We start from the raw sequence: 23,171 nt of genomic DNA on the forward strand, positions 1-23,171 counted from the left end.
ATGACCTCAGTGGCCGTTCTGGGCACAGGCCTCCTCGGAACGGCGATCGCAACGCGATTGCTGGAGCAGGGTCTCCACGTCCACATCTGGAACCGCGACCCCTCCCGCATCGTCTCGCTTGTGGAGAAGGGTGCAACAGCGATCGACGATCTGGGGCAAGCCGCGAAAAACAACAGCATTTTGATCACCGTCTTGCGTGACGGGGCAGCAACGGCATCCGTGATCGGCACGATTGGGGATCTGCAGAGCTCAACGGTGATCCCGATGGGGACCATGGGAGTTGAGGAAAGTCGCAAGCTCGCCACACAGGTTGCGGACCAGGGAGGGCAGTATCTGGAAGCCCCGGTGCTCGGCAGCAAACCACAGGCACTGAACGGATCGCTGCTGGTGATGGCCGGCGGCGAAGAGAATGTCTTCGAAGAACAACGGCCACTCCTCTCTCATCTCTGCCAGGAGCCCCAGCTCGTGGGCCCCGTTGGCAGCGGCGCTGCCACCAAGCTGGCCCTCAATCAGTTGATCGCCAGCCTCACCCACAGCTTCTCCCTCTCCCTGCAACTGATTCAGCGGGCCGGCGTTCCTGTGGAAACGTTCATGGCCATCCTGCGGCCGTCAGCGCTCTACGCCCCCACCTTCGACAAGAAGCTGCAACGGATGCTGGATCACAGCTACGCCGATCCCAACTTCAGCACCGCCCTGCTGCGCAAAGACCTACACCTGTTCCTAGAGGAGGCGACAACGACTGGGCTCCAGGATCAGGGGTTGAGCGGTTTGCTGTCCCTGCTTGAACAAGCCAAGGGCACCGAGCTGGATGAGCAGGACTACTGCGCCCTGCACGAACTCACGGTTCTGAGATGAGTCAACGCACTGCCATCGCGCTTCTCTCCGGAGGTTTGGATTCCGCCACTGCTGCGGCCCTTGCCCTTGAGCAGGGCGACCGCGTCATCGGCCTGTCCTTTGACTACGGCCAGCGCCATCGCCGCGAATTGGACGCCGCCGCTTCCGTTGCTGAGCAGCTTGGCTTGGCAGAGCATCACTGCATCAGCGTGAATCTGGCCAGCTGGGGGGGCTCAGCCCTCACCGACGCCAGCATCTCAATCCCCACCGATGGCGTGGAGGAAGGCCGCATTCCGCCCACCTATGTGCCCGGGCGCAACACCGTGTTCATCTCCATTGGCCTCAGCCTGGCGGAGGCCCGCGGAGCCGAGAGGTTGGTGCTGGGGGTGAATGCTGTCGATTACTCGGGGTATCCCGACTGCCGGCCCGACTACCTCAACGCCTTTCAGACCCTGGCCGACCTGGCCAGCAAAGCCGGTCGGGAGGGCCATGGCGCCCAACTCTGGGCACCGCTTGTGCAGTGGAGCAAGGTGCGCATCGTTGAGGAAGCTCTTCGCCTGGATGTTCCGATCGAAACAACCTGGAGTTGCTACAGCGGCGGCACGCACCCCTGCGGCGTCTGCGACAGCTGCCGCATCCGTGATGCAGCGCTCCGCGAGGCAGGCCGGCCTGACCTCTGCAGTTCAACAGCGGCATGATCCGCCCCCAACGGCTTGAACTGCCCTGGCAGGAGCCCCAAGCGCTCGCGAACCAACTGGCCCATGCCTACGGCGAAGAAGGCCTGGCCTGGCTGGATGGCGACGGCAGCAAGCTGGGCCGATGGGCCACCCTGGCGGTGGCACCCCAGGAGATCATCTGCTGCCGTGGCCTCCCTGGAGAGCCAGGAGCCGGCAATCCCTTCGAGGCACTGCGGGGGCTTGCCCCAGGGCATTGGTGCGGCTGGCTGAGCTATGAAGCCGCCGCCTGGGTGGAACCGGGAAACCCCTGGGCCAGCGACGGCATGGCCACGCTTTGGATCGCCCGCCACGATCCAGTGCTTCGCTTTGATCTGCAAAAGCGCAGGCTGTGGATCGAAGCCAGCAGCACGGCTGCTCTGGAACGCCTCACCCAACAGCTGGCCTCCAGCCCTGAGCAGCCCAATCACGAGGCCCCATCAATCCCCCTGACGGCCTGGAGTCACCACACCACACTCGAGCAGTACGCCGCGGGGGTGCAGCGCATCCGTGATCTGATTGCAGCAGGTGATCTCTTCCAAGCCAATCTCACGGCCTGTTGCAGCACAGCTTGGCCCCAGGGAGGCAGTGCCCTCGCGCTGTTTCTCACCCTGAGGCAGGCCTGTCCTGCCCCCTTTGCAGGGCTGATCATCAGCGACCAGAACGAGGCGTTGCTGTCATCGTCACCGGAACGGTTCCTACAGGTGAGTGCCGAGGGAGCCGTGCAAACCCGGCCGATCAAAGGCACCAGGCCGCGCCATGGCGAGCCCGAAGAAGATGCCAACCTCGCCGCGGAACTCGTGTGCAGCGACAAAGACCGGGCCGAGAACGTGATGATCGTCGACCTGCTGCGCAACGACCTCGGTCGTGCCTGCCAACCGGGTTCGATCCAGGTTCCCCAACTGGTGGGGCTGGAAAGTTATGCCTCCGTGCATCACCTCACCTCGGTGGTGGAGGGGCAGCTGCAGGCCGGGTTGAGCTGGGTCGATCTTCTGGAAGCCAGCTGGCCTGGAGGATCGATCAGTGGAGCACCAAAACTGCGGGCCTGCCAACGTCTGCATGAGCTCGAGCCCACCAGCCGCGGGCCTTACTGCGGATCACTGCTGCGGATCGACTGGGATGGCAGCTTCGACAGCAACATCTTGATCCGGTCGCTGCTGCGCCAGGGCGACACCCTGCGGGCCCATGCCGGCTGCGGAATCGTCGCCGACTCGGATCCCCTTGGCGAAGCAGAGGAGTTGATGTGGAAACTGCAGCCCTTGCTGGAGGCGCTGGCATGACCACAGCTGGCATGAGCACCGCTATCGCCTGGATCGACGGCCAGTGGGGAACGGCCGCAACCCTGAACCTTCCCCTCGATGATCGAGCACTACTCCTGGCCGATGGCCTCTTCGAGACTGTGCTGGTCCGCAACGGCCAGCCGCAACTCCTGCAGGAGCACCTGAAGCGATGGAACAGCAGTTCAGCCCTGCTGGGCATGGACCCGCCACCGCAGCGGGACACGCTGGAGACACTGATTCAAGAGGCGATTCAACGCAGCCAGCTGAGCGAAGCCGATGGAGCCCTGCGCCTCAACTGGAGCCGTGGCAGCACACCCCAGCGTGGAATCGGACTGCCAGCCCCAGGCCATCACCGCTTTTGGCTCACGCTCCAGTCCTGCACACCGACGTTTTCAGCCGTCACCACCATCACCAGTCGCCATGAGCGCCGCAACACCTCCAGCCGCTTGAGCCGTTGCAAGACCTTGGCCTACGGGCAATCGATCCAGGCCCGCAGGGAAGCCCAGGAGCAAGGGGCCGACGACGCTTTGCTCTTGAACACGGCTGGAGCCCTGTGCTGCGCAACGGCGGCCAATCTGTTGGTCCGGCGTCGCGGACAGTGGCTGACACCGCCCCTCAGCAGCGGCTGCCTCCCAGGGGTGATGCGGGGCCGTGCACTGGCCCAGGGCCTGGCGAAGGAAACCGAGCTGACGGCGGAGTTCGATGCCGATGATCTGGCCGTTCTGATCAACAGCCTCAGCTGTCGCCCGATCTGCTCCCACGACGGTCAGCCCATGGCGACAACGACTGCGGCAGCAGAGCTGTGGCAATCCCTGCTCGATTGAGCCAGGGGCCAGCGATGGCCTAGATCCGAAGAATCCGGCGCACAGCCTCGTCCCAACCGCTGGCATGGGGGGCTGCCGCCAGTTGGAAACGCCCGGAAGCGATCCCGGAGCGCAACTCGGGATGGGGGCCATCGGGCCCGGGCACAACGACAGCAACGTCGGCCACCTCGAGCAACGGCAGATCGTTGGGGGAATCCCCCAAAGCCAAGACCTTCACCTGCTCAGCATCAAGATGACGCTTCAAGGTGGCCAAGGCCTTGCCTTTGCTGATGTCTGGGCCCAGCAGATGCCCCATGCGGTTGCCCTGCACCACCGTGAGGTCCATCCGCTGCACCAGGACCTCAAGCCGGCGGCGTCCCTCCGCCGAAGGCGGAACGAAGGGCACGCTGCAGCAGCGCCGCTGCGCCTGGCGTAAGGCTTCGCCGCCAAGCCCCAACAAGCGCTGCCCTTCCGCCTCACTGAGTTCATCCAACGGGAGAAGGGGCTCGCCCAGCTCACTCTGAAGACGTTGCAACTGGGGTTTCAGCTCCGTCCAACCCGGGCCCAACGGCAGCTCCCAGGGCTCCCCGTCAGGGGTTTCCCCATGCACGGCGCCACCGTTTTCAACGATGTATGGATCGTGAAGCCCCGCTTCTGCGCGAAAGCCACGCACTTCCTCGGCTGTTTTGCTGGTGCAGGGAATCACCGGGATCCGGCGCTGTTGCAACTGGCGGAGCAGATCCTTGGCCGGCGACCAGTCGTAGCTGTGATCCAGCAAGGTGCCGTCGAGATCGGTCACCACCCACCACGCCGGCTCGACACTCGCGGTCATGGCTGAACCAACCAATGCACCGCATAAGGCTCTAGCGAATAGGACTGATGTGGTTCAAACACACGACCGCTCAGGCAATCGGCCCAGGGCTGATTCAGATCACCCCCCAAGCCAGCAAGGCGCAAGCTCAGGCGCGAGGCCGTCATGTTGTGAACGGCCACCAGCATTTCGCCCCCGCGGCTCCGCTGCAGGATGACGCGATCACTGCGATCCGGACTCAGCACCGTCATCGGAGCATCCGGATGCAAGGCCGGATGAACAGCCCGTTCGGCCAGGGCCTTGCTCAACACAGGAAGCAACGCCGATGCATCAGCGTCGGGATCCGCCAGACGTCGCTCCAAGGCCTGGGCCGTGAACTGAGGCCGATTCAGATCCCGTCGATGGCCCGTTCGACGAAAGCGTGCGAGGTCGTTGGGAGCCGCCAGCAACGCCGGCAGATAAAAGGCGGGAACCCCGGGCAAGGCCAGGATCAACAGCTGGGTGAGCAGGAAACGCTCCCGTTGCAGGTAGGCCGGATCAATCCCCCCATCCGCCATGGCACTCCACCAGCTGATGTTGATCTCGTAGGGCACCTCCTCACCGGAACTCAGCATCCTGTGGCTGACCAGTCCACCCCGTTGTTCGCAGCCGATCAACAGTTGAAGCAAGCGCTTCTGAGGCATCAGGCCCTCCAGGGGTCTTAAACCGATGCCGTCATGACAAGCGGTGAAATTGAGCAGGCCTGTCTGCGGCGGCAAGTCGGGCCAACGACTCAGCCAAGCATTAAGAAGGTCGGCCCGACCACTGACGCTGGCCTCCAACAGCAAGGGCGGCAAGGGAAAGTTGTAAGCGAGATGCGCTTCATCACCGCTTCTCAGATAGGAGAGGTTTTCCTGCTCCGGCACGTTGGTTTCCGTGACCACAACGCCATCGGGACCCACCTGATCGAGCAGCAGACGCAGCACCCGAACCAGTTGATGGGCCTGAGGCAGATGGATGCAGGAGGTGTGGGGTTCCTTCCAGACAAAACCCACGGCATCCAGACGGATCCAACGCACCCCATGGCGAGCCATCCGCTGCATGAGACGGGCAAAGCCCAACAACACCTCCGCACTGCGCCAGTTGAGATCCACCTGATCGGGCCCAAAGGTGGTCCAGACCTGTCGCGCTCCCTTGGCCCCCCTCAGTTGTGTGAACAGATTGGAGCTGCGCGGACGAACCACATCCGCCCAGCAGGGATCGGGAGCGGCTTCCAGCACACAAGAGCAGCCGGGCTGCTCATCCCGCATGAACTGCTGCACCCAGGGGTGAGACGCCGACACGTGATTGAGAACGAGATCGGCCATCAGCCGTCGGCCCTGGGCGAGAGCAGCAAGGTCGCTCCAATCGCCGAAACGCGGCTCGAGCGTGGTGTGGCTGGCCACCGCAAAACCGCCGTCACTGGTGGATTGCAGGAACGGCAGCACATGAATCACCGCTGCGAAGGGCTGCAGATGGCGATTCACAAACAACTTCAACGCTTGAAGACCAGGCACACCCTCATCACCAATGGTGTCGGCGTAGGTGATCAAGACCACGTCGCCACCGTCCCAGCGGTGGGCGTGCTCAGCCATATCGCCATCTCCTGACGCATCGCTCAAGATCTGCAGCAATTGCGACGGCACGTCCTTGCCATCCCCAGAAGAATCGTGGGGGTACAGATCGCCAAGCAGGGTCCGCAGCGTTTCTTCGCGCGGGGGCTGCATCGCTTTCCTCCTCAACACCGTTCAGGTATGGGGCAGGACTCTCACCACTGTTGTTGCATCGAACACCACATGGACTTTCAGCAGGGGCTGATCAGCACTGTTCATGACTACAGCTTGGGCAATCTCGATGCAGCTGCCTTCAACCAGGAGCTGAGTCAGCGACCCACCACCCTGCTGATCCCCTGCCTGATGGAGGAATTCAGCCGCCCAGCCCTGGGGCTGATCCGCGACACACTTTCAGGCCTGCAAGGGCTCAACGAGCTGGTGGTGGCCTTGGCCGCCAACAGCGCTGAAGACGTCAAAGCGGCCGAACAATTTTTCGAGGGGATGCCCTTCCCCGTTCGCGTGCACTGGACCAATGGCCCTGCAGTGCGCGAGTTGCTCGAATCCGTCGGCGAACTGGGGCTCGACGTGACCGGACCACCCGGCAAAGGCTGGGCCGTCTGGCAGGGACTCGGCGTGGCATGCCAGGACGCTGAAGTGGTTGGCCTGTTCGATGCCGACATCAGAACCTTCGGATCGGCGTATCCAGAGCGCATGCTGCGTCCCCTGCTGGATCGATCCCACGGCATTGCCTACGTCAAGGCCTTCTACAGCCGCCTCTCCCTTGAAACCCAGGCGCTTCAAGGCCGAGCCACCCGTCTGTTTGTTGGCCCATTGCTGGCCAGCCTGGAGCAGATTTTCGGGCCTCTGCCCTACCTGTCGTACCTGCAATCCTTCCGCTATCCCCTGGCGGGTGAATTCGCCTTCACCACCGATCTGGCGATGAATCTGCGCATCCCATCGGACTGGGGACTGGAGGTGGGCCTGCTGTCTGAGGTGTATCGCCATGTGGCCTCCAGCCGAATCGCCCAAGTTGACCTGGGGTTGTTCGACCACAAACACAAGGAGCTGGGCCAGCAACCCAGCGAGGGCCTGCAGCGCATGGCGGGCGAAATTTTCGGCACGGTGTTGCGCGGCCTGATGGAACACGAGGGCTGTGTGATGTCGATGGATCAACTGCCAACATTGGAAGTGCTGTACCGGAGGGTGGGCGAAGATCGCGTGCGGCAGTTCGGCCTTGATTCGGCGATCAACCGACTGCCCTACGACCGCCATGGCGAAGAACTGGCTGTTCAGAACTTTGCGGGCCTCCTGCGCCCCGGCCTGGCCAAACAGATGCAGGCACCCATCGCCCATCAACTGCCCAGCTGGTCGAGACTGCGCAGTTGCAATTCAGCCCTGCAGGCTGATCTGGCCGCAGCAGGACAAGCGGACCGGACTTCACTGAAACGGCCGAACCACAACCCTGAACCCTTGGCCTCTGAGCTGGCTGCGTAGAACGAAGCGAAGGGGATCTTTAGCCCAACTGCTCACGCTGCCGCGTCACCCAAGCTGTTGCAGCCCGCTGGGAATGCCAGGCCTGAAGCAATTGCTTGGCCAACACTTGCAATTGCTGTGGATCGAGGGTTGATTCAATCGCCCGATTCATCCGCTCAACCTCAAACTGCTGAGTAACACTCAAACCAATCGTTTCTTCCATCGCGTCATCCTCTACATCGACGAATTAATCATGCAAACAGCGGCGAAAAAGATTTGTTTCGAATGAAACGAAAGACCCCCTATGCGCGGCCACTCAAACCCTGAACGACGCACGCCCAAGAGGAGCCGGGTCAAAAGTGTGATGATGACTACAAAAAAGATCAGCTTTGTATCAGCTCATCTGCATCAAATCTAAAGGCGTGCCGATTCGGTGACCAATCCAACATCTTCCTTGCCTGAAAAGCAAGAGATTGGCATCATTCCAGATGCTAAACATGATTGAGTGTATTTACCAAAACGACACCAGCCGCATGGTGATCGTGAAATGCATCGGCACAGACCACTTCTATCGGGAGAAGGTCGTGATGCCCACGGAGGTGTTCTGGTTCGAAGCGCCAAAAGATGCGCGCCTGGAAATCTGGAAAATGTCGATGACGGGGCAAATGCTGCATGTTCGTGCCGATGTAAGCGACTACGCCATGAATGAAGAACCTGCGACAGAATCCCTCTGGGCCAGCTGAACTGACCCAAAAGAATTCTCGAACGACAGAGGCTTAGATGTTGTGTCTCACCACGTTGATCAGCGGAGCAGCTCGTTGAGCCGCTGCTGAGGTGATCGGTCGCCGAGTGCTGTGTGCTTCCTGAGACGGTTATAGATCGACAGGTAGCGAGGCAGCCACTGATTGCGTTCCTCTGAGTTCTGGAACGGCATCCCGTAGGCCCATTCCCGGCACAAGGTCTGGATGAACCGTTCGGCTTTGCCGTTGGTCCTCGGGGTGTAGGGCCTGGTGCGGATGTGCTTGAGGCCAAGGGCTTTGCAGGCCTTGGCAAAGCTGCGTGAGACATAGGCGGGGCCGTTGTCAGACATGACCTGCCTGCACTCGACGCCCTGACTGTTGAACCAAGCCAAAACTCGGCTCATAAAGCCAATGGCCGTTGCCTGCTGCTCGTCGGCGAGCACCTCGACGTAAGCAAGCCGTGTGGCGTCATCAATGGCGACGTGGACACGGTCGTAGCCGACGCCAGTAGAGCGGCACTGCTGGCGGTTGCCGGTGATGCGGTGGCCGACCTTTCGAAAGCGGGCGAGCTTTTTGACGTCGATATGGATCAGGTCTCCGGGATGCTCCCGCTCGTAGCGCTGGACTGATGGTTTGGGCTCGAGATTCCGCAGCCGCCCCAGTCCCAGGCGGTTGAGCACCCTGGCCACGGTGGAGAAAGGTGCTGCTAGAAGCCTCGCGATGTGGCGCAGGTGCAGCCGTTGATGACGGAGCTCCACGGCGTGCTGCAGTTGCTGCGGATCGAACGTCCGCCGCTGGGTGCGGCGAACACTGCGTCGATCCGCCAGAGAAGGTGCACCGCCTGAGCGGTAGCGGGCCAGCCACTTGTAGGCACAGCGGAGGCTGATCCCTGCTTCTGCAGCCAGTTCAGCCAGGGGACGACGGTCTTGGAGGTGTTGATTGACGAGCCTGAGCCGGCTCTTCTGTGTCAGCCGGGCATTGGGATGGCTATGCATGGGGCGTGAGGTCTGGGTTGGTGGGTCGCACCTCAACCCGTAACGGCCTCACACCTTCTTGTCAGCTGACCAACCTGCTGAGACTGAACACTTAGACGCTGAGGAACTGATCCACCACCGCCTGACTGAGGTCACTGGTTGGACCACTGGCCACAATTCCGCCCCTCTGCATGGCGTAGTAACGGTCGGCTTGACGCACGAAGTGGAGATGCTGCTCCACCAGCAACACACCGATACCGGTCTCGGCGATGATCCGACGCACCGCTGCCTCGATGTCCTGCACGATGTTGGGCTGGATGCCCTCGGTGGGCTCATCGAGCAGCAACAGCTTCGGCTTACCGAGCAATGCCCGAGCGATCGCGAGCTGCTGTTGCTGCCCCCCGCTGAGGTCTCCACCCTTGCGGGGCAGAAACTCCTGCAGGATCGGGAAAAGTTCGTAGACGAAGGGGTCAATCCGACGATTGCGGACCAGCCCCCCCGGCAACGCCTCCATGCCCAGCATCAGGTTCTCTTCGACCGTGAGCTGGGGGATGATCTCGCGACCCTGCGGCACGTAGCCCACACCAGCCTGGGCCCGTTGATGGGGCGCCTGACGATCGAGTCCATCGCCGTTGAAAACGATCTCACCCGTGCGGGGCCGCAGCAGCCCAATCAGGGACTTGAGCAGCGTGGTCTTACCCACACCGTTGCGTCCAATCAGGCAAACCATCTCCCCTTGCTTCACGGTGAGGTCCACATCGCGAAGAATGTGGCTCTCGCCGCAATAGGTGTTCAAACCACGGATTTCCAGCAGCGTTGTCATCCGTTCTCCTCCTCAGTGGTGCCGAGATAAACCTCAATCACCCGGAGATCGCTCTGCACCTGATCCATCGTGCCCTCACAAAGGACATGACCCTGGTGCAGCACCGTCACCGGACTTTCAAGCCGCCGAATGAATTCCATGTCGTGCTCAATCACCAACACGGTGTGATCCCCCGCCAACGACTTGAGCAGATCCGCCGTCAGATCGGTCTCCTCATCCGTGAGCCCAGCCACCGGCTCATCCACCAGCAACAGGTCGGGATCCTGACCCACCAGCATGGCGATCTCAAGCCACTGTTTCTGCCCATGGGACAAGGACCCAGCAGCCCAATCGGAACGGTTCTGCAGGTTAACGATGCGCATCAAGTGATGAACACGGTCTCGCTGCTCCCCATTCAGGCCCCCCACCAGCAATGACCAGGGCTGCTTCGGCTGGCTGACCGCCAGAGCCAGGTTCTCCTGAACAGTGAGTTTCTCGAACACACGAGGACTCTGAAACTTGCGGCCGATGCCAAGGCGCGCGATGCGGTGCTCGCGCGTTCCCACCAGAGAGCGTCCCTTGAACACCACGTCCCCTTCTGTGGGAGCGGTCTTGCCAGTAATCACATCAAGGAACGTGGTTTTACCGGCACCATTCGGGCCGATCACGGCGCGCAGCTCCCCAGGCTGAAGGCTGAGGTTGAGATCGCGGAGCGCCAAAAAGCCATCAAAACTGACGGTGATTTGGCGCAACTCCAATAAAGCCGTACTCATGACTGAACCTCTTCCTGACCTTCAAGATCGAGACGTGGATAGGTCTCACTCCGACGGGAGATACCGAATCGGTTGAGCCAGTTGCGAGGTCCATCACCTCGGAACCAACCAATGACGCCTTCTGGTAAGGCCGTCACCACAAGGATGAACAGGCCACCTTGGATGAACAGCCAACTCTGGGGCAGTGCTTCGCTGACCAAACTCTTGGCGTAGTTGATGGCCACAGCGCCAAGAATGGCTCCCACGAGCGTGCCTCGACCGCCCACAGCAACCCAGATCACCATCTCAATCGAGAAGGGAACAGTCATGTACTGCGGCGAAACGATGCCCGACTGAACGGTGTACAGCGCACCACCGATTCCGGCCAAACCACCAGCGATGGCGAAGACGATCGTCTTGAACAACGTTGGGTTGTAACCGGCAAAGCGCAGCCTGGGTTCGTCATCGCGAATGGCGATCAACACGTCTCCAAACCGGCCCCGCACCACCCAGCGCAAAAACAGCCAGGCCAGGATCACCACCACAGAGGTCAACCAGAAGAAACCCCGCTGCATCTCAGGGGAACCCACCATCTGACCGAACAGCTGGGTGACATCGGTTTTAAGGCCGTTGGTGCCGTTGATCAGCTTCTGCTGGCCGTTGAAGAAATTGAAGAAAACAAGCAGGGCCGCCTGGGTGAGGATCGAGAAGTAGACCCCCTTGATCCGATTGCGGAACACCAGGTTGCCGAGCACGGCGGCCAGCACGGCTGGAACCAGCCAGATCGCCACCAGTGTGAACAGCGGGGAATGGAACGGCTCCCAGAAAGCGGGCAACCGATCCACGCCGTAGAGGCTGAAGAACTCGGGAATGCCGTTGGGCAGATCAGCCGAGCTGTTCAGCTGCAAATACATGGCTGCCACATAGCCGCCGAGGGCAAAAAAGATGCCCTGGCCAAGGCTGAGCAGACCGGTGAAGCCCCAGATCAAATCGATGCCCAGGGCAACGATTGCCAAAGAGAGGAAGCGACCCAACAGATTGAGCCGAAACACCGGCAGAACAGCAGGTGCGGCAACGATGGCAGCGACGATCACCACCCAAAGGATGATCAAGGGCCAACGGCGTTGTTGAAAGGCTTGGAACATCAGATCAAGCCTCCACCATGCGTCCTTTTTGCGGGAACAGACCCGCGGGACGGAATTGAAGGAACACCACAATCAGAGCGAACACCATCACCTGAGCCATGCTCGTGGTGGCAAAGAAATTCACCGCACCGGCCAGGGGAGCCGGCATGTCAGGCCAGATCGTCAGCAAGCGGCCAGCACCGATCAGGTCGGTGAGCAGGCCAATGGCAAAGGAAGCGAGCACGGTGCCTAACAGGTTTCCGACGCCACCGAGCACCACCACCATGAAGCAGCCCACGATGTAAGACCCGCCCACGTTGGGGCCCACCGAACCCAGCAGAGAAACAGCAACCCCCGCCACACCGGCCAAACCGGAGCCGATGCCGAAGGTCAGCACGTCAACGGTTTCGGTGGGAATGCCCAGACAATCACTCATCGAACGGTTCTGGGTGACGGCACGAATGCGCATGCCCCACACACTTTTGTTGAGGAACCACGTCACCCCAACCACCGCAACGATCGTGATCACGATGATCACCAGGCGCGGCACAGGAAACGTGATGTCCATGAATTCGATGCCACCGCGCATCCATTTGGGTGCCGTCACATCCACATTGCGGGAGGTGGCTCGGGCGATGCGACTGATTTGAGAGGCCAGACCACCGGCCAGCAGCACACCGCCTAGGGCTGAAACAGCCCAACTCCCCGCACGCACCAGGCGAGCTCGAGGTCCCGAGAGGAGAGAGGAGGGAAGCAGCAGCGGCAGGCCAAAGCCCAGCACCAGCGCCAGGATCAGTCCGGCGGCGTGGGCCAGGGGAACACTCCGCACAAACTGCTGAAGAATCAAGCTGACCCCCCAAGTCGCAAGCAACGTCTCCAGCGGATTGCCGTAGAGCCGGCGAATCACGGTGCGTTCCAGCAGGATGCCGACCACACCGCTGACGATGAAGGCCAGCGGAAGCGCCACCAGCACGTAGGCGTTGTAAACCTGCTGCAGCGCAGGCAGCTTGAAGATCAGCTGCACCACGTAGGTGGTGTAGGCCCCAAGCATGATCAGCTCGCCATGGGCGAGGTTGATCACACCCATGAGGCCGAAGACAATGGCCAGTCCGAGGGCGGCCATCAGCAGCACCGAGCCGATGGCAACACCGTTGAACAGGCTTTCGAGAAGCAGTTGCACGGACGTGTGAAACGAAGCGTTCAATGAAACGACGAAAGGAGGAGCCCGTCACCGGGCTCCTCCCTGAAGAGCAATCAGGCTGTGATCAGAGGATCAGAGCTTGTACTTCTCACCCTTGGCGGCGTCGGTCCAGTCGCAAGCGAAGCCCTTGGAGCTGGGCTCGAACTGGTTCCAGGCCTGAGGAGCCACAGGACCATCGGTGGATTCGAGGATCTCGAACTGGCCATCAGCCGTGATCTGGCCGATGCGCACGGTCTGGGACAGGTGGTGGTTGGGCATCACCTTCACAGGACCCTGGGGCGCGTCGAACTCGATGCCGACCAGGGCCTCACGCACCTTGTCGTCGTCGAAGCTGTTGGCCTTCTCGACGGCCTTCTTCCAGAGGTAGACCATGTTGTAAGCCGACTCCTGGGGGTCAGCGACCTGGCGGTCTTCGCCGTACTTGGCCTTGAAGTCAGCAGCGAACTTCTTGGACGCCGGGGTGTCGATCGACATCATGTAGTTCCAAGCGCCGTAGTGGCCCTCAAGGAACTCAGAACCGATGGTGCTGATCTCCTCTTCCGCGATGGAATAGCTCATCACGTAGTAGCCGTTCTCAGGAGTGATGCCGGCGTCCTGGATCTGCTTGAAGAAGGCGACGTTCTGGTCACCGTTCAGGGTGTTGATGATCACACCACCGTCGGGCAGGGCCTTCTTGATCTTGGCGATGATCGGAGCAACCTCGGTGTTACCCAGGGGCAGGTAGTCCTCACCGACCACTTCGCCACCCAGGGACTTGAGCTGTTCCTTGGTGATGGTGTTGGAGGTGCGGGGGAAGACGTAGTCCGAACCCACGAGGAAGAAGGGCTTGCCAGCGGCAGGCGACTTCTCATACATGAACTTGGTGGCAGGCTCCGACTGCTGGTTCGGAGTGGCACCGGTGTAGAAGATGTTGTTGGAACACTCCTGACCCTCGTACTGAATCGGGTAGTAGAGGAAAGCGTTCTTCGACTCGTACACAGGCAGCATCGCCTTGCGGCTGGCAGAGGTCCAACCACCGAAAACGACGGGCACTGCGTCCTGGTCGATCAGCTTCTTGGACTTCTCAGCGAAGGTGGGCCAATCGGAAGCACCGTCCTCGACGATGTACTCGATCTTGTATTTCTTGCCGTCAACCTCAACGCCACCGGCGGCATTGATCTCATCGATCGCCATTTTCTCGGTGTCCACCAGGGTGGACTCGGAGATGGCCATGGTGCCGGTCAGCGAGTGCAGGATGCCAACAGTGACGGTGTCGTCAAAGTCGGTCGCAGGAGCAGACGCTTTGTCACCGCCACCACAGGCGGTCACGGCAAGACCCAGCGATGCCGCGGCCATGCCGGCGAAAAGGCGCTTGGAGAGAGGGGTGCTCATGGAATGAGAGGGCACTTAAAAGCTTGGACGCGCGAAACGCCCTGAAATCTGACCATCGCTATAGGCGGGGATTTGAAACGTAACAACGGGAACACTTTTGTCCCCAAAAGCTTGTGTTTTCATGATTTTGGTAGCTGTTGCAACAAAAACTCCACCACCTGCTCCAGGCCTTCACCGCTGTGGAGATTGGTAAAACACCATGGGCGGTTTCCCCGCATCCGCCGGGTGTCCTGTTCCATCACTGAAAGATCGGCACCAACCTGAGGAGCCAGGTCAATCTTGTTGATCACCAACAGGTCAGAGCGGGTGATGCCAGGCCCTCCTTTCCGGGGGATCTTGTCGCCGGCCGCCACGTCGATCACGTAGATGCAGAGATCCACCAGTTCCGGACTGAAGCTCGCCGCCAGGTTGTCGCCGCCGCTCTCAACCAGCACGAGATCGAGATTCGGAAACTGCGTCTCCAGCTCCGCCACGGCGGCTCTGTTGATCGAGCAGTCTTCGCGGATCGCCGTGTGAGGGCAACCACCGGTCTCCACGCCAAGGATCCGCTCTGGATCCAGGGCACCCGCACGAGTAAGGAACTGGGCATCCTCCTGGGTGTAGATGTCGTTGGTGACCACCGCGAGCTGCAGCTCGTCGCGCAAGCGGCGACAAAGCGCCTCCACCAGTGCGGTCTTGCCGGATCCCACAGGACCCGCCACCCCAAGGCGCAGTTTGCTGCTCATCAGCTTCGAAACAGGCGTGAATACAGCTCAGCATGGGCAAGCTGAGCCATGCCCGCACCCACACCGCTACTCCAGAGCTGCTGCGGATCGGCCGCCTGGAGCAGCTGCGCTTGGGAGGCAATCAGCGGCAGCAGCCGCTGTTGCAGCACCTGCGCTCGGGAGGGCCCCAACGGCAGCAGCCGCACCGAGGCACTGAGCTGATTGGCAACCCAGCCGTAGAGGTACCCCTCCGCCATGTCTCCCGCTGGAACCGACAAGCCCACAGCGGCCCAGGCCCAGGCCGCCGGCCAACTCAGGGCAACCGGTTCAGGCAGGTCCTGACCCATGTCTGACATCAACTGCAGCAGCGACATCCCCATCTGACGCTGCTGGGCTCGCAGCTCCGCGGCCTCGCGGGTGGCCAACAGCCAACCATCCAGATCGATCAGGCGCCCCTTGGCTGCCGCATCGGCCTGGGTGGACCACCCCACAAGGGCCTCCGCCAGAGGCCTCAATGCCGCGGCCTCCAGCCGCACCGCGCCCCGTTGCAGTTCAGCCTCCAACCAAGCCTGGATGGCCTGCTCATCGGCGATGGATCCCGCCTGAATCAGCACCTCCAGGCCCTCTGAATAGCTGAAGGCACCCACGGGCAGGGCCGGGCTGACCAGTTGCAACAACGCCAGGGAAGTCATCCGTGCTGATGGCTTCCGTAGGCACCGCCCTCAGGGGCAAACGACTGCAGGCAGCGGCTGACCTTCAAGCCACGCCCCTCCAGCATCGTGGCGAGAACGGAGTCCTCCGGCAGCAACAGCTCCTGCTCATGCAGCTCCAGGGCGACATGGCGATTACCCAGGTGATAGGCCGCCTGCAACAACTCAAGGGGATGCGCCCCCTGGACCCGCAACAACGCCTCCGGCGCTGCCGTCACCTCTACAACGGTCGTACCCGACTGGTCCCCCAGCAGATCACCCGGCTGCAGCGATCCCACACGGGGCAACTGCAGCAGCACCGGACGACCGCAGGAGGTGGTGCGACGGCCCCGCAGCACCGTGCGCTCTTCGGCCGTTAACGGCAACTGAAGCGTTGCCGTAGCACTGCTGCTCTGCAGGCGCTGCTCCAGCACGACCACCGCATCCGTCACCAGCACCTCCTCTCCAGGTCCACAACGAAAGCGTGCCGATCAATCAGCAGCGCTTTGGTGTGCATTGCTACAGAGTCGAAGCCGGTGGCGGCGGAGCGTGAGGCCATGCAACGTCTTGATCCCTGGCACGGCCGCTGCGACCTGCAGTTTCACGCCACCAACGGCAGCACCAAACACCAGGGGGGCTGCACAGCTCCGTTCAAGCTGCTTCGCAGTGAACGCGGCGATGACGGACGCTGCGAGCTGCCGGTGCTGCACACCGCCGGAGGCCTGGTGGGCGGCGATCAACTCAGCCTGGACATCAAGCTTGAAGCCAACAGCCGCAGCCTGATCACCAGCGTGGCGGCGCAGAAGGTTTACGGATCGATCGGCCGCAGCCACCTGCAACCGGAAGGTTGCTCTGCCCAACAACAGGTGCACTGCACGCTGGCCAGCGGCAGTGATCTCGAATGGCTGCCGCAGGAACTGGTGCTGTATGCCGATGCCCTGTTCGAGCAGCAGCTGACGGTGACCCTGCCCCAGGACGCCTCCTTTCTCAGTGCGGAGATCGTGCGCCTGGGCCGAACCGCCGCCGGTGAAACCCTGCAGCAGGGACGTTGGAGGTCGAGCCTCACGATTCAGCGCGTCGCGGCTCGCAGCTCAACCTGGGAGCTGGCGGATCGGGTGGAGCTCGGCGGCGCCAGCCTGGACAGTCCGCATGGGATGGGGGGCGCCCCGGTGTTCGGAACACTGGTTTGGGCCGCGCCGATGGCCATCGACGCCGAAACAACAGCAAAGCTGTTGGAGGAAGCTCGGGCCGACCGCGAGGGTCTGACGGGCACGATGCGCTGCGGTGCCCTCAATCAGGGCCTGATCGCCCGCTATTCCGGCGAGTCGAGCCGTGATGCCCGCTTCTGGTTCAGCCGAGTCTGGGAGCGAACGCGGAGACTCCGGGGGCTGACAACGCCTCGCATCCCCAGGGTCTGGCCCCTGCAGGAACAGCCTCTGCGCCGACAAACGTCCACCGTGAACGCTTTGGAGACCGCAGCGGAGACACACTGAAGAAGACCGAGCTTCGCCATGCATCTCAGTCCCCAGGAAAAGGACAAGCTCCTGATCGTGACCGCAGCACTGCTGGCCGAGCGGCGCTTGAACCGCGGCCTCAAGCTCAACCACCCCGAAGCGGTGGCCTGGCTCAGCTTTCTGGTGCTCGAAGGCGCCCGTGATGGAAAGAGCGTGGCGGAGCTGATGCAGGAAGGCACCACCTGGCTGCGTCAGGACCAGGTGATGGAGGGCGTGCCCGAGCTCGTCCATGAGGTGCAGATCGAGGCCGTCTTCCCCGATGGCACCAAGCTCGTCACCCTGCACGACCCGATTCGCTGAGGCAGAACCCATGGCACCTCTCATTCCAGGCGAACTGCTTCCCGAACCTGGTGAACTGGAGCTGAATGCAGGCCGACCTGTCACCACGGTGAGCGTCTCCAACAGCGGCGACCGGCCGGTGCAGGTGGGCTCCCATTTCCATTTCGCCGAAGCCAACGCGGCCCTGCAGTTCGACCGGGCCGCAGCCCGCGGTCAACGACTCGACATCCCCGCCGGCACCGCCATCCGCTTCGAACCCGGCGACAGCCGCGACGTGAACCTGATTCCCTTCGCCGGGGCGCGACGCGTCATCGGCTTCAACGGCCAGATCAACGGACCCCTCGACGCCTGACCCATGCCCTACCGCATCTCCCGCCAGGCCTACGCCGATACCTACGGACCCACTACCGGCGACAGAGTTCGCCTGGCCGACACCGATCTGATCCTGGAAGTCGAAAAGGACTACACCGTCTACGGCGATGAGGTGAAGTTCGGCGGCGGCAAGGTGATCCGCGACGGCATGGGCCAGTCCCAGACATCCCGAGCCGAGGGCGCCGTCGACACGGTGATCACCAATGCCCTGATCCTCGACTGGTGGGGCATCGTGAAAGCGGATGTCGGCCTCAAGGACGGCCGGATCGTGGGCATCGGCAAAGCCGGCAACCCCGACACCCAGGAAGGGGTGACGATTGTGGTTGGCCCCGGCACGGAAGCCATCGCCGGGGAGGGCCACATCCTCACGGCCGGTGGCATCGACACCCACATCCACTTCATCTGCCCCCAGCAGATCGAAACGGCCCTGGCCAGCGGCGTCACCACCCTGATGGGCGGCGGCACCGGACCGGCCACCGGCACCAACGCCACCACCTGCACCCCCGGCGCCTTCCACATCGCGCGGATGCTCCAGGCCGCCGAAGGCCTGCCGGTGAACCTGGGCTTTTTCGGCAAGGGCAACGCCAGCACCCCGGAAGCCCTGGAAGAACAGGTGCGCGCCGGCGCCTGCGGCCTGAAGCTGCACGAAGACTGGGGCACCACACCCGCCACCATCGATGCCTGCCTGTCGGTGGCCGATCGGATGGATGTGCAGGTGTGCATCCACACCGACACCCTGAACGAAGCCGGCTTCGTGGAGGACACGATCGCTGCGATCAAAGGGCGCACCATCCACACCTTCCACACCGAAGGCGCCGGCGGCGGCCATGCCCCAGACATCATCAAGATCTGCGGCGAGGCCAACGTGCTGCCCAGCAGCACCAATCCCACCCGGCCCTACACCCGCAACACGCTCGAGGAGCACCTCGACATGCTGATGGTGTGCCACCACCTCGACCCGAAGATCCCCGAGGACGTGGCCTTCGCCGAATCACGGATACGGCGCGAAACCATCGCCGCCGAAGACATCCTTCACGACCTCGGCGCCTTCTCGATCATCGCCAGCGACTCCCAGGCCATGGGCCGCGTGGGCGAGGTGATCACCCGCACCTTCCAGACCGCCCACAAGATGAAGGTGCAGCGCGGTGCATTGCCGGAAGACTCCGCTCGCAACGACAACCACCGCCTCAAGCGCTACATCGCCAAGGTGACGATCAACCCAGCGTTGGCCCACGGCATCAGCAGCGACGTGGGGTCGATCGAAACCGGCAAGCTCGCCGATCTCGTGCTATGGAAGCCGGGCTTCTTCGGCATTCGCCCGGAACTGGTGGTGAAGGGCGGTTCGATCGTCTGGGCCCAAATGGGCGACGCCAACGCCTCGATTCCCACCCCTGGCCCGGTGCACGGCCGACCGATGTTCGGCGCCTTCGGCAAAGCCCTCGCCCCCAGCTGTCTCACCTTCGTGAGCGAAGCGGCGATGGATGCCGACATCCAACGCCAGCTCGGCTTGGAGCGCACCTGCATGGCGGTGAAGGAGACCCGCAGCGTGGGCAAGAGCTCCCTCAAGCTGAATTCAGCGCTGCCCAAGGTGAGTGTGGACCCGCAGACCTATGAGGTGTTCGCCGACGGTGAACTGCTCACCTGTGAGCCCGCCGAGGTGCTGCCCCTCGCCCAGCGCTATTTGCTGCTTTGAGCCCCACGCTGCTGGTGGTCCAACACGTGGACCACGAAGACGCCGCACTGGTGGGAGAACTGGCGCGGCAGCGGGGCCTGACACTCAAGATCCTGAGGCCCGACCGGGGCGACCCACTGCCGGACCCCAGGGCGTGTGCCAACAGCATCGCCCTTGTGCTCGGTGGTCCGATGAGCGTGAACGATCGCAACCAACCGGGCATGGACTGGTTGCGTCAGGAACTGGACTGGCTGAGGGGCTGGCACCAGCAACGCCGACCGGTGCTGGGCATCTGCCTGGGGGCACAGCTCCTGGCTGTGGCTGCAGGGGGCAGCGTGCAACCGCTGCAGGTGGGAGCACCACCACAGCAGCTGAAGGAATTGGGCCTCGGCGCGATCCACTGGGTCGCGGATCCAAGCGATGAGGCTTTGCTCAAAGGGCAACCAAGCAGCAGCCTGGTGCTGCACTGGCATGGCGATCGGATCCACCTCCCGGCTGATGCAACCCTGCTGGGTTCTTCACTGCACTGCGCCGAACAGGTGTTTCGGATCGGAGCCCACGCCATTGGCCTGCAATGCCACCTCGAGATCGACGGCGATGCGCTGGAACGCTGGATCGCCAACGACCACGACTACGTGGTGAACGCCCTTGGAGCTGAAGGGCCCGATCGCCTGCGCTGGGACTGGCGCAGGCTGGGCACAACGCTCCAAGAACAAGGCCGAAACTTCTTCAATGCTGTGCTCAATCAACTGATTGAGATCAGCCAGACCCACTAATTCCTACGGACAAAAATAAACAAAACCAAAAACTTTTCTGAAGAGGTATCACCCTGAACACCACTTCGGGATTTGCAGGAGCTTGAATACTTCTGTAGCAACAGCTACCGATCGTTCACTTCGCATCGCGCGAAGCGCAGTTCGCCTCAGGCCATGGAACGGGGACCTGAGCTTGCTTCGAGGACCATCCAATGACCACCCTTCTCTATCGCGGGCATCAGTACCAGCAAAGCAACGCCACCGAGGGCAATCCTGGCGTTCAGCTTGTGTACCGCCGCAACGTGTACCAAGCCCGCCAGATCAACAACCACCGCACTCCGGTGCAGCTGATTTACCGGGGCGTGCGCTACACGCGCTAGGCCAACTTCTCGATCCGTAGCAACTCGAACATTCCAATCCTGAGGATTGAGGCGTAATAGATCCAGCTTCAGCAACGACGTTGGATCTCATCACTACTCGCCTCGACCAAGGTCTCGTGCAGGTGAATCCCTCCAGCGTGCACGGTGTGTTCTGGCTGCAAACGCACTTTCCAGCTCAAGACTGGGATGCCCTGCTGTCGGGACAAGCCGCTTTCGGCATGGATTGCATCGACGATCTGATCAGTGATGCCCGCGAAGCTGGATTGAATGTGGAGTGGGAAGCTTCCGTCCCCAGCTGAACCCCCTGGAATTAAAAAAGCCCTGCAACACAGTCGTGTGCAGGGCTTTTTTAATGGCGTGAATGACGGTGAATGCTCAAGCCACCAAGCGGTTGAGCATCGGCAACTCCGACAGTTCATCCCTCCACTCCTGGGCCCAGAGGGCCTGACTGCGCTCATACACCTCCATCAACTGCTCCACGGCGCGCTCGTGAAAATCAACGCGAAGATCCAACAGCGGAAAAGCCGCTTCACCGCTCACCTGCACCGCCGCTGACGTGCAGAAGGGAGAACGATGGTCACCGCCGGCCGCTTCCCCAGCCTGCAGAGCCATCATCAGGCGGCGACCCAGTTTCAAGCTGGGGTCGCTGGTGAGAAAGGCCTGCTCCATGGCTGCCAACACCCCTTCATCCACCAAGCAATTGCCGGCAACAGACAGATCACGCTGATGGCGATGACCTGCCCAAGGGCCGCAATCCTGTCCCGTCCAACAGGCCGTGCGACCGTCCAGATCAATCAGGTGAAACTGACGCCGGTCACGGTGCTGATCATCCGCCAGCAAGCTGGCCAGAACGCTCTCGGCATCCGAACTCTGCTCCAGGCGCTCAAGACCACAAATCCCCAGATACGGATTGGTGTGGGCCTGGGTGGCGACGGCACCAACCCCGGCGCGGATGTGGGGCACGGTGGATCCAACAGCCAGATGACAGGTGGCAACGGCCACGCCAAAGCGACCGTTGCTGGGGTCCCGAGCCAGGATTGAAAAGGTCACGGCAGCTGACGGTCGAGCCGCTGCAAGGTTTCCAGCAGCACCGCAGTTCCCGCCCAGCACTGCTCATCGCTGGTGAACTCTGCAGCGGAATGACTCAGACCACCCCGACTGGGCACAAAAATCATGCCCATCGGCCAACGGCGGCCGACCTCCTGCGCATCGTGACTGGCTCGGCTGGGGAGATGGCTGTGGGACAGGCCGAGATCGGCCGCGGCCTCCGCAATCGTGGCCATCACCACGACATCAGCAGGGGTGGGATCAACACTGAACTGGGGATCCACCGCAATTGGGCAGCCCGTTTCAGCACCGATGCGTTCCAGCTGCTGCATCAACTCCTCCACCAACTGATCGAGCACGGTCGGATCCACATCCCTGAGGTCAACGGTCAGAGTGACAGCGCCGGGAACAACATTGGCGGCATTGGGCCAAACCTCCAGTCGACCCACCGTCGCCACCGGATCCCCTGGATGGCGGGAGGCCATGGCCTCGACGGCAAGAACAATGCGTGAAGCCGCCACAAGAGCGTCCTGTCGCAGCTCCATCGGTGTGGTGCCGGCGTGGTTGGCCTGGCCCTGCACGTTGATGCTGAAGCGACGCTGACCCACAACACCCTCAACAACACCGATGGCATCACCGCGTTGCTCGAGAACACCACCCTGCTCAACATGCAACTCCAGGAAAGCGGCGTAGGCCTCATCGGAGCGGCGGGCTGACGCCAAAGACGGCCAATCCCCCCCGAGGCGCGCCAGGTTGTCCTGAATCGGCTGGCCGTTGCTGGTGGCGTAACTCTCCGGGTCAGCGGAGGCCGTGCCCGCCAAGCCCTTGCAACCCACCATGGTCGACTCCTCGTCGGCAAAGGCGATCAACTCGATACCATGCCGCAGCCGCAAACCCTGATCCTGTAGAGCGCGGCAGGCCTCCAGGCCGGCCAACACCCCCAGAGCACCGTCAAAACGACCACCGGTGGGAACCGTGTCGAGGTGCGACCCGGTCACCAGGGCCGGACGGTGGGGATCCAAGCCTTCAAGGCGTCCGATCAAGTTGCCAGCGGCATCAACACGCACCTGCATGCCGAGCTGCTTCATCCAGTGGGCCAGCAACTCGCGCCCTTGCACATCCTCCGGCGAGAACCCGCGTCGACAGATGCTGCCATCGGGCTTGGCGCCAATGCTGGCCAGCTGTTCAATTGTTTCAACCAAACGATCACGGTTTGGTCGCGCAGCAATCTTGGCTGGCTCGACCCTTGATGCAGGGGTGGTCGGAGAAGCCGTAATGAGCGCTGGCAATGCCGTGACCTTCAGTTCAAA

General features: G+C 62.1%; 27 protein-coding genes. 13 read left to right on the top strand and 14 right to left on the bottom strand.

The window, feature by feature from the left end; genetic code table 11:
- The 4 genes from SynA1544_RS14085 to SynA1544_RS14100 are packed head-to-tail and all read left to right on the top strand — an operon-like array spanning window position 1 to window position 3,651.
- Window positions 1-855, top strand: a complete 855-nt coding sequence (locus SynA1544_RS14085; protein ID WP_186514293.1) for an NAD(P)-dependent oxidoreductase — start codon at window positions 1-3, stop codon at window positions 853-855.
- On the top strand, window positions 852-1,532 hold the full coding sequence (gene queC, locus SynA1544_RS14090; RefSeq protein WP_186514294.1) for a 7-cyano-7-deazaguanine synthase QueC: 681 nt from the start codon (window positions 852-854) through the stop codon (window positions 1,530-1,532). Before SynA1544_RS14085 ends, queC begins: the two co-directional genes overlap by 4 nt.
- On the top strand, window positions 1,529-2,827 hold the full coding sequence (locus SynA1544_RS14095; RefSeq protein ID WP_186514295.1) for an anthranilate synthase component I family protein: 1,299 nt from the start codon (window positions 1,529-1,531) through the stop codon (window positions 2,825-2,827). The genes queC and SynA1544_RS14095 overlap by 4 nt, the downstream gene beginning before the upstream one ends.
- Before the next feature lie 11 nt (window positions 2,828-2,838).
- Window positions 2,839-3,651 (top strand): aminotransferase class IV, encoded by an 813-nt coding sequence (locus SynA1544_RS14100; RefSeq protein WP_186515602.1) that lies wholly within the window; start codon window positions 2,839-2,841, stop codon window positions 3,649-3,651.
- A 19-nt stretch (window positions 3,652-3,670) separates the two neighbouring features.
- On the opposite strand, the gene SynA1544_RS14105 is transcribed toward SynA1544_RS14100, so the two are convergent.
- A complete protein-coding gene (locus tag SynA1544_RS14105; RefSeq protein WP_186514296.1) occupies window positions 3,671-4,462 on the bottom strand; it encodes an HAD-IIB family hydrolase in 792 nt (263 codons plus the stop codon).
- Complete coding sequence (locus SynA1544_RS14110) at window positions 4,459-6,186, bottom strand: alpha-amylase family glycosyl hydrolase (RefSeq protein ID WP_186514297.1); 1,728 nt, start codon at window positions 6,184-6,186, stop codon at window positions 4,459-4,461. The genes SynA1544_RS14105 and SynA1544_RS14110 overlap by 4 nt, the downstream gene beginning before the upstream one ends.
- 69 nt (window positions 6,187-6,255) lie before the next feature.
- Here SynA1544_RS14110 and SynA1544_RS14115 point away from each other — a divergent pair, with 69 nt between their 5' ends.
- Window positions 6,256-7,506, top strand: coding sequence for a glycosyl transferase (locus SynA1544_RS14115; RefSeq protein ID WP_186515603.1), 1,251 nt, complete (start codon window positions 6,256-6,258; stop codon window positions 7,504-7,506).
- Between the two features lie 19 nt (window positions 7,507-7,525).
- Here SynA1544_RS14115 and SynA1544_RS14120 read toward each other — a convergent pair whose 3' ends face one another.
- Window positions 7,526-7,657, bottom strand: coding sequence for a hypothetical protein (locus tag SynA1544_RS14120; protein ID WP_370594077.1), 132 nt, complete (start codon window positions 7,655-7,657; stop codon window positions 7,526-7,528).
- Window positions 7,658-7,982: 325 nt separating this feature from the next.
- On the opposite strand from SynA1544_RS14120, the gene SynA1544_RS14125 reads away from it, so the two are divergent.
- Window positions 7,983-8,228, top strand: a complete 246-nt coding sequence (locus SynA1544_RS14125) for a DUF1830 domain-containing protein (RefSeq protein WP_186514299.1) — start codon at window positions 7,983-7,985, stop codon at window positions 8,226-8,228.
- Window positions 8,229-8,287: 59 nt separating this feature from the next.
- Here SynA1544_RS14125 and SynA1544_RS14130 read toward each other — a convergent pair whose 3' ends face one another.
- From SynA1544_RS14130 to ureE, 9 genes are all read right to left on the bottom strand, one after another.
- Window positions 8,288-9,220 carry an IS481 family transposase gene (locus SynA1544_RS14130; RefSeq protein ID WP_186512980.1) on the bottom strand — a complete coding sequence of 311 codons (933 nt, stop codon included), beginning with the start codon at window positions 9,218-9,220 and terminating at the stop codon, window positions 8,288-8,290.
- A gap of 91 nt (window positions 9,221-9,311) precedes the next feature.
- Window positions 9,312-10,022, bottom strand: a complete 711-nt coding sequence (gene urtE / locus SynA1544_RS14135; protein ID WP_186514300.1) for an urea ABC transporter ATP-binding subunit UrtE — start codon at window positions 10,020-10,022, stop codon at window positions 9,312-9,314.
- Window positions 10,019-10,774 (bottom strand): urea ABC transporter ATP-binding protein UrtD, encoded by a 756-nt coding sequence (urtD, locus tag SynA1544_RS14140; RefSeq protein WP_186514301.1) that lies wholly within the window; start codon window positions 10,772-10,774, stop codon window positions 10,019-10,021. The genes urtE and urtD overlap by 4 nt, the downstream gene beginning before the upstream one ends.
- Window positions 10,771-11,898 (bottom strand): urea ABC transporter permease subunit UrtC, encoded by a 1,128-nt coding sequence (gene urtC / locus SynA1544_RS14145; RefSeq protein ID WP_186514302.1) that lies wholly within the window; start codon window positions 11,896-11,898, stop codon window positions 10,771-10,773. Before urtC ends, urtD begins: the two co-directional genes overlap by 4 nt.
- Window positions 11,899-11,902: 4 nt before the next feature.
- A complete protein-coding gene (locus SynA1544_RS14150) occupies window positions 11,903-13,057 on the bottom strand; it encodes a branched-chain amino acid ABC transporter permease (protein WP_186514303.1) in 1,155 nt (384 codons plus the stop codon).
- A gap of 93 nt (window positions 13,058-13,150) precedes the next feature.
- The gene (gene urtA, locus SynA1544_RS14155; protein WP_186514304.1) at window positions 13,151-14,449 is read right to left on the bottom strand and encodes an urea ABC transporter substrate-binding protein; all 1,299 of its coding nucleotides are present in this window, start codon (window positions 14,447-14,449) and stop codon (window positions 13,151-13,153) included.
- 119 nt (window positions 14,450-14,568) lie between these two features.
- Complete coding sequence (gene ureG / locus SynA1544_RS14160; RefSeq protein WP_186514305.1) at window positions 14,569-15,174, bottom strand: urease accessory protein UreG; 606 nt, start codon at window positions 15,172-15,174, stop codon at window positions 14,569-14,571.
- On the bottom strand, window positions 15,174-15,845 hold the full coding sequence (locus tag SynA1544_RS14165; RefSeq protein ID WP_186514306.1) for an urease accessory protein UreF: 672 nt from the start codon (window positions 15,843-15,845) through the stop codon (window positions 15,174-15,176). Before SynA1544_RS14165 ends, ureG begins: the two co-directional genes overlap by 1 nt.
- Window positions 15,842-16,294 (bottom strand): urease accessory protein UreE, encoded by a 453-nt coding sequence (gene ureE, locus SynA1544_RS14170; RefSeq protein WP_186515604.1) that lies wholly within the window; start codon window positions 16,292-16,294, stop codon window positions 15,842-15,844. Before ureE ends, SynA1544_RS14165 begins: the two co-directional genes overlap by 4 nt.
- A gap of 105 nt (window positions 16,295-16,399) precedes the next feature.
- Here ureE and SynA1544_RS14175 point away from each other — a divergent pair, with 105 nt between their 5' ends.
- The 7 genes from SynA1544_RS14175 to SynA1544_RS14205 all read left to right on the top strand — a co-directional run bounded on the left by SynA1544_RS14175 (window position 16,400) and on the right by SynA1544_RS14205 (window position 21,113).
- Window positions 16,400-17,335, top strand: coding sequence for an urease accessory protein UreD (locus tag SynA1544_RS14175; RefSeq protein ID WP_186515605.1), 936 nt, complete (start codon window positions 16,400-16,402; stop codon window positions 17,333-17,335).
- Between the two features lie 18 nt (window positions 17,336-17,353).
- Window positions 17,354-17,656 carry an urease subunit gamma gene (locus tag SynA1544_RS14180; RefSeq protein ID WP_006851427.1) on the top strand — a complete coding sequence of 101 codons (303 nt, stop codon included), beginning with the start codon at window positions 17,354-17,356 and terminating at the stop codon, window positions 17,654-17,656.
- 10 nt (window positions 17,657-17,666) lie between these two features.
- Window positions 17,667-17,987 (top strand): urease subunit beta, encoded by a 321-nt coding sequence (locus SynA1544_RS14185; protein WP_186498340.1) that lies wholly within the window; start codon window positions 17,667-17,669, stop codon window positions 17,985-17,987.
- Window positions 17,988-17,990: 3 nt separating this feature from the next.
- Window positions 17,991-19,700 carry an urease subunit alpha gene (gene ureC, locus SynA1544_RS14190; RefSeq protein ID WP_186514307.1) on the top strand — a complete coding sequence of 570 codons (1,710 nt, stop codon included), beginning with the start codon at window positions 17,991-17,993 and terminating at the stop codon, window positions 19,698-19,700.
- 14 nt (window positions 19,701-19,714) lie between these two features.
- The gene (locus tag SynA1544_RS14195; protein WP_255477649.1) at window positions 19,715-20,455 is read left to right on the top strand and encodes a type 1 glutamine amidotransferase; all 741 of its coding nucleotides are present in this window, start codon (window positions 19,715-19,717) and stop codon (window positions 20,453-20,455) included.
- A gap of 191 nt (window positions 20,456-20,646) precedes the next feature.
- Complete coding sequence (locus SynA1544_RS14200; protein WP_186514309.1) at window positions 20,647-20,814, top strand: DUF4278 domain-containing protein; 168 nt, start codon at window positions 20,647-20,649, stop codon at window positions 20,812-20,814.
- Between the two features lie 80 nt (window positions 20,815-20,894).
- Window positions 20,895-21,113: a hypothetical protein gene (locus tag SynA1544_RS14205; protein ID WP_025362577.1), complete on the top strand. Its 219-nt coding sequence runs from the start codon at window positions 20,895-20,897 to the stop codon at window positions 21,111-21,113.
- Window positions 21,114-21,189: 76 nt separating this feature from the next.
- Here SynA1544_RS14205 and SynA1544_RS14210 read toward each other — a convergent pair whose 3' ends face one another.
- Both SynA1544_RS14210 and SynA1544_RS14215 read right to left on the bottom strand, forming a co-directional pair.
- Window positions 21,190-21,864, bottom strand: coding sequence for a DUF1028 domain-containing protein (locus SynA1544_RS14210; RefSeq protein ID WP_186514310.1), 675 nt, complete (start codon window positions 21,862-21,864; stop codon window positions 21,190-21,192).
- Complete coding sequence (locus tag SynA1544_RS14215; RefSeq protein ID WP_255477650.1) at window positions 21,861-23,063, bottom strand: Zn-dependent hydrolase; 1,203 nt, start codon at window positions 23,061-23,063, stop codon at window positions 21,861-21,863. The genes SynA1544_RS14210 and SynA1544_RS14215 overlap by 4 nt, the downstream gene beginning before the upstream one ends.
- Between the last annotated feature and the right edge of the window lie 108 nt (window positions 23,064-23,171).

Origin of the sequence: Synechococcus sp. A15-44, assembly GCF_014280115.1 — a bacterium.
Classification (GTDB): Bacteria; Cyanobacteriota; Cyanobacteriia; order PCC-6307; family Cyanobiaceae; genus Parasynechococcus.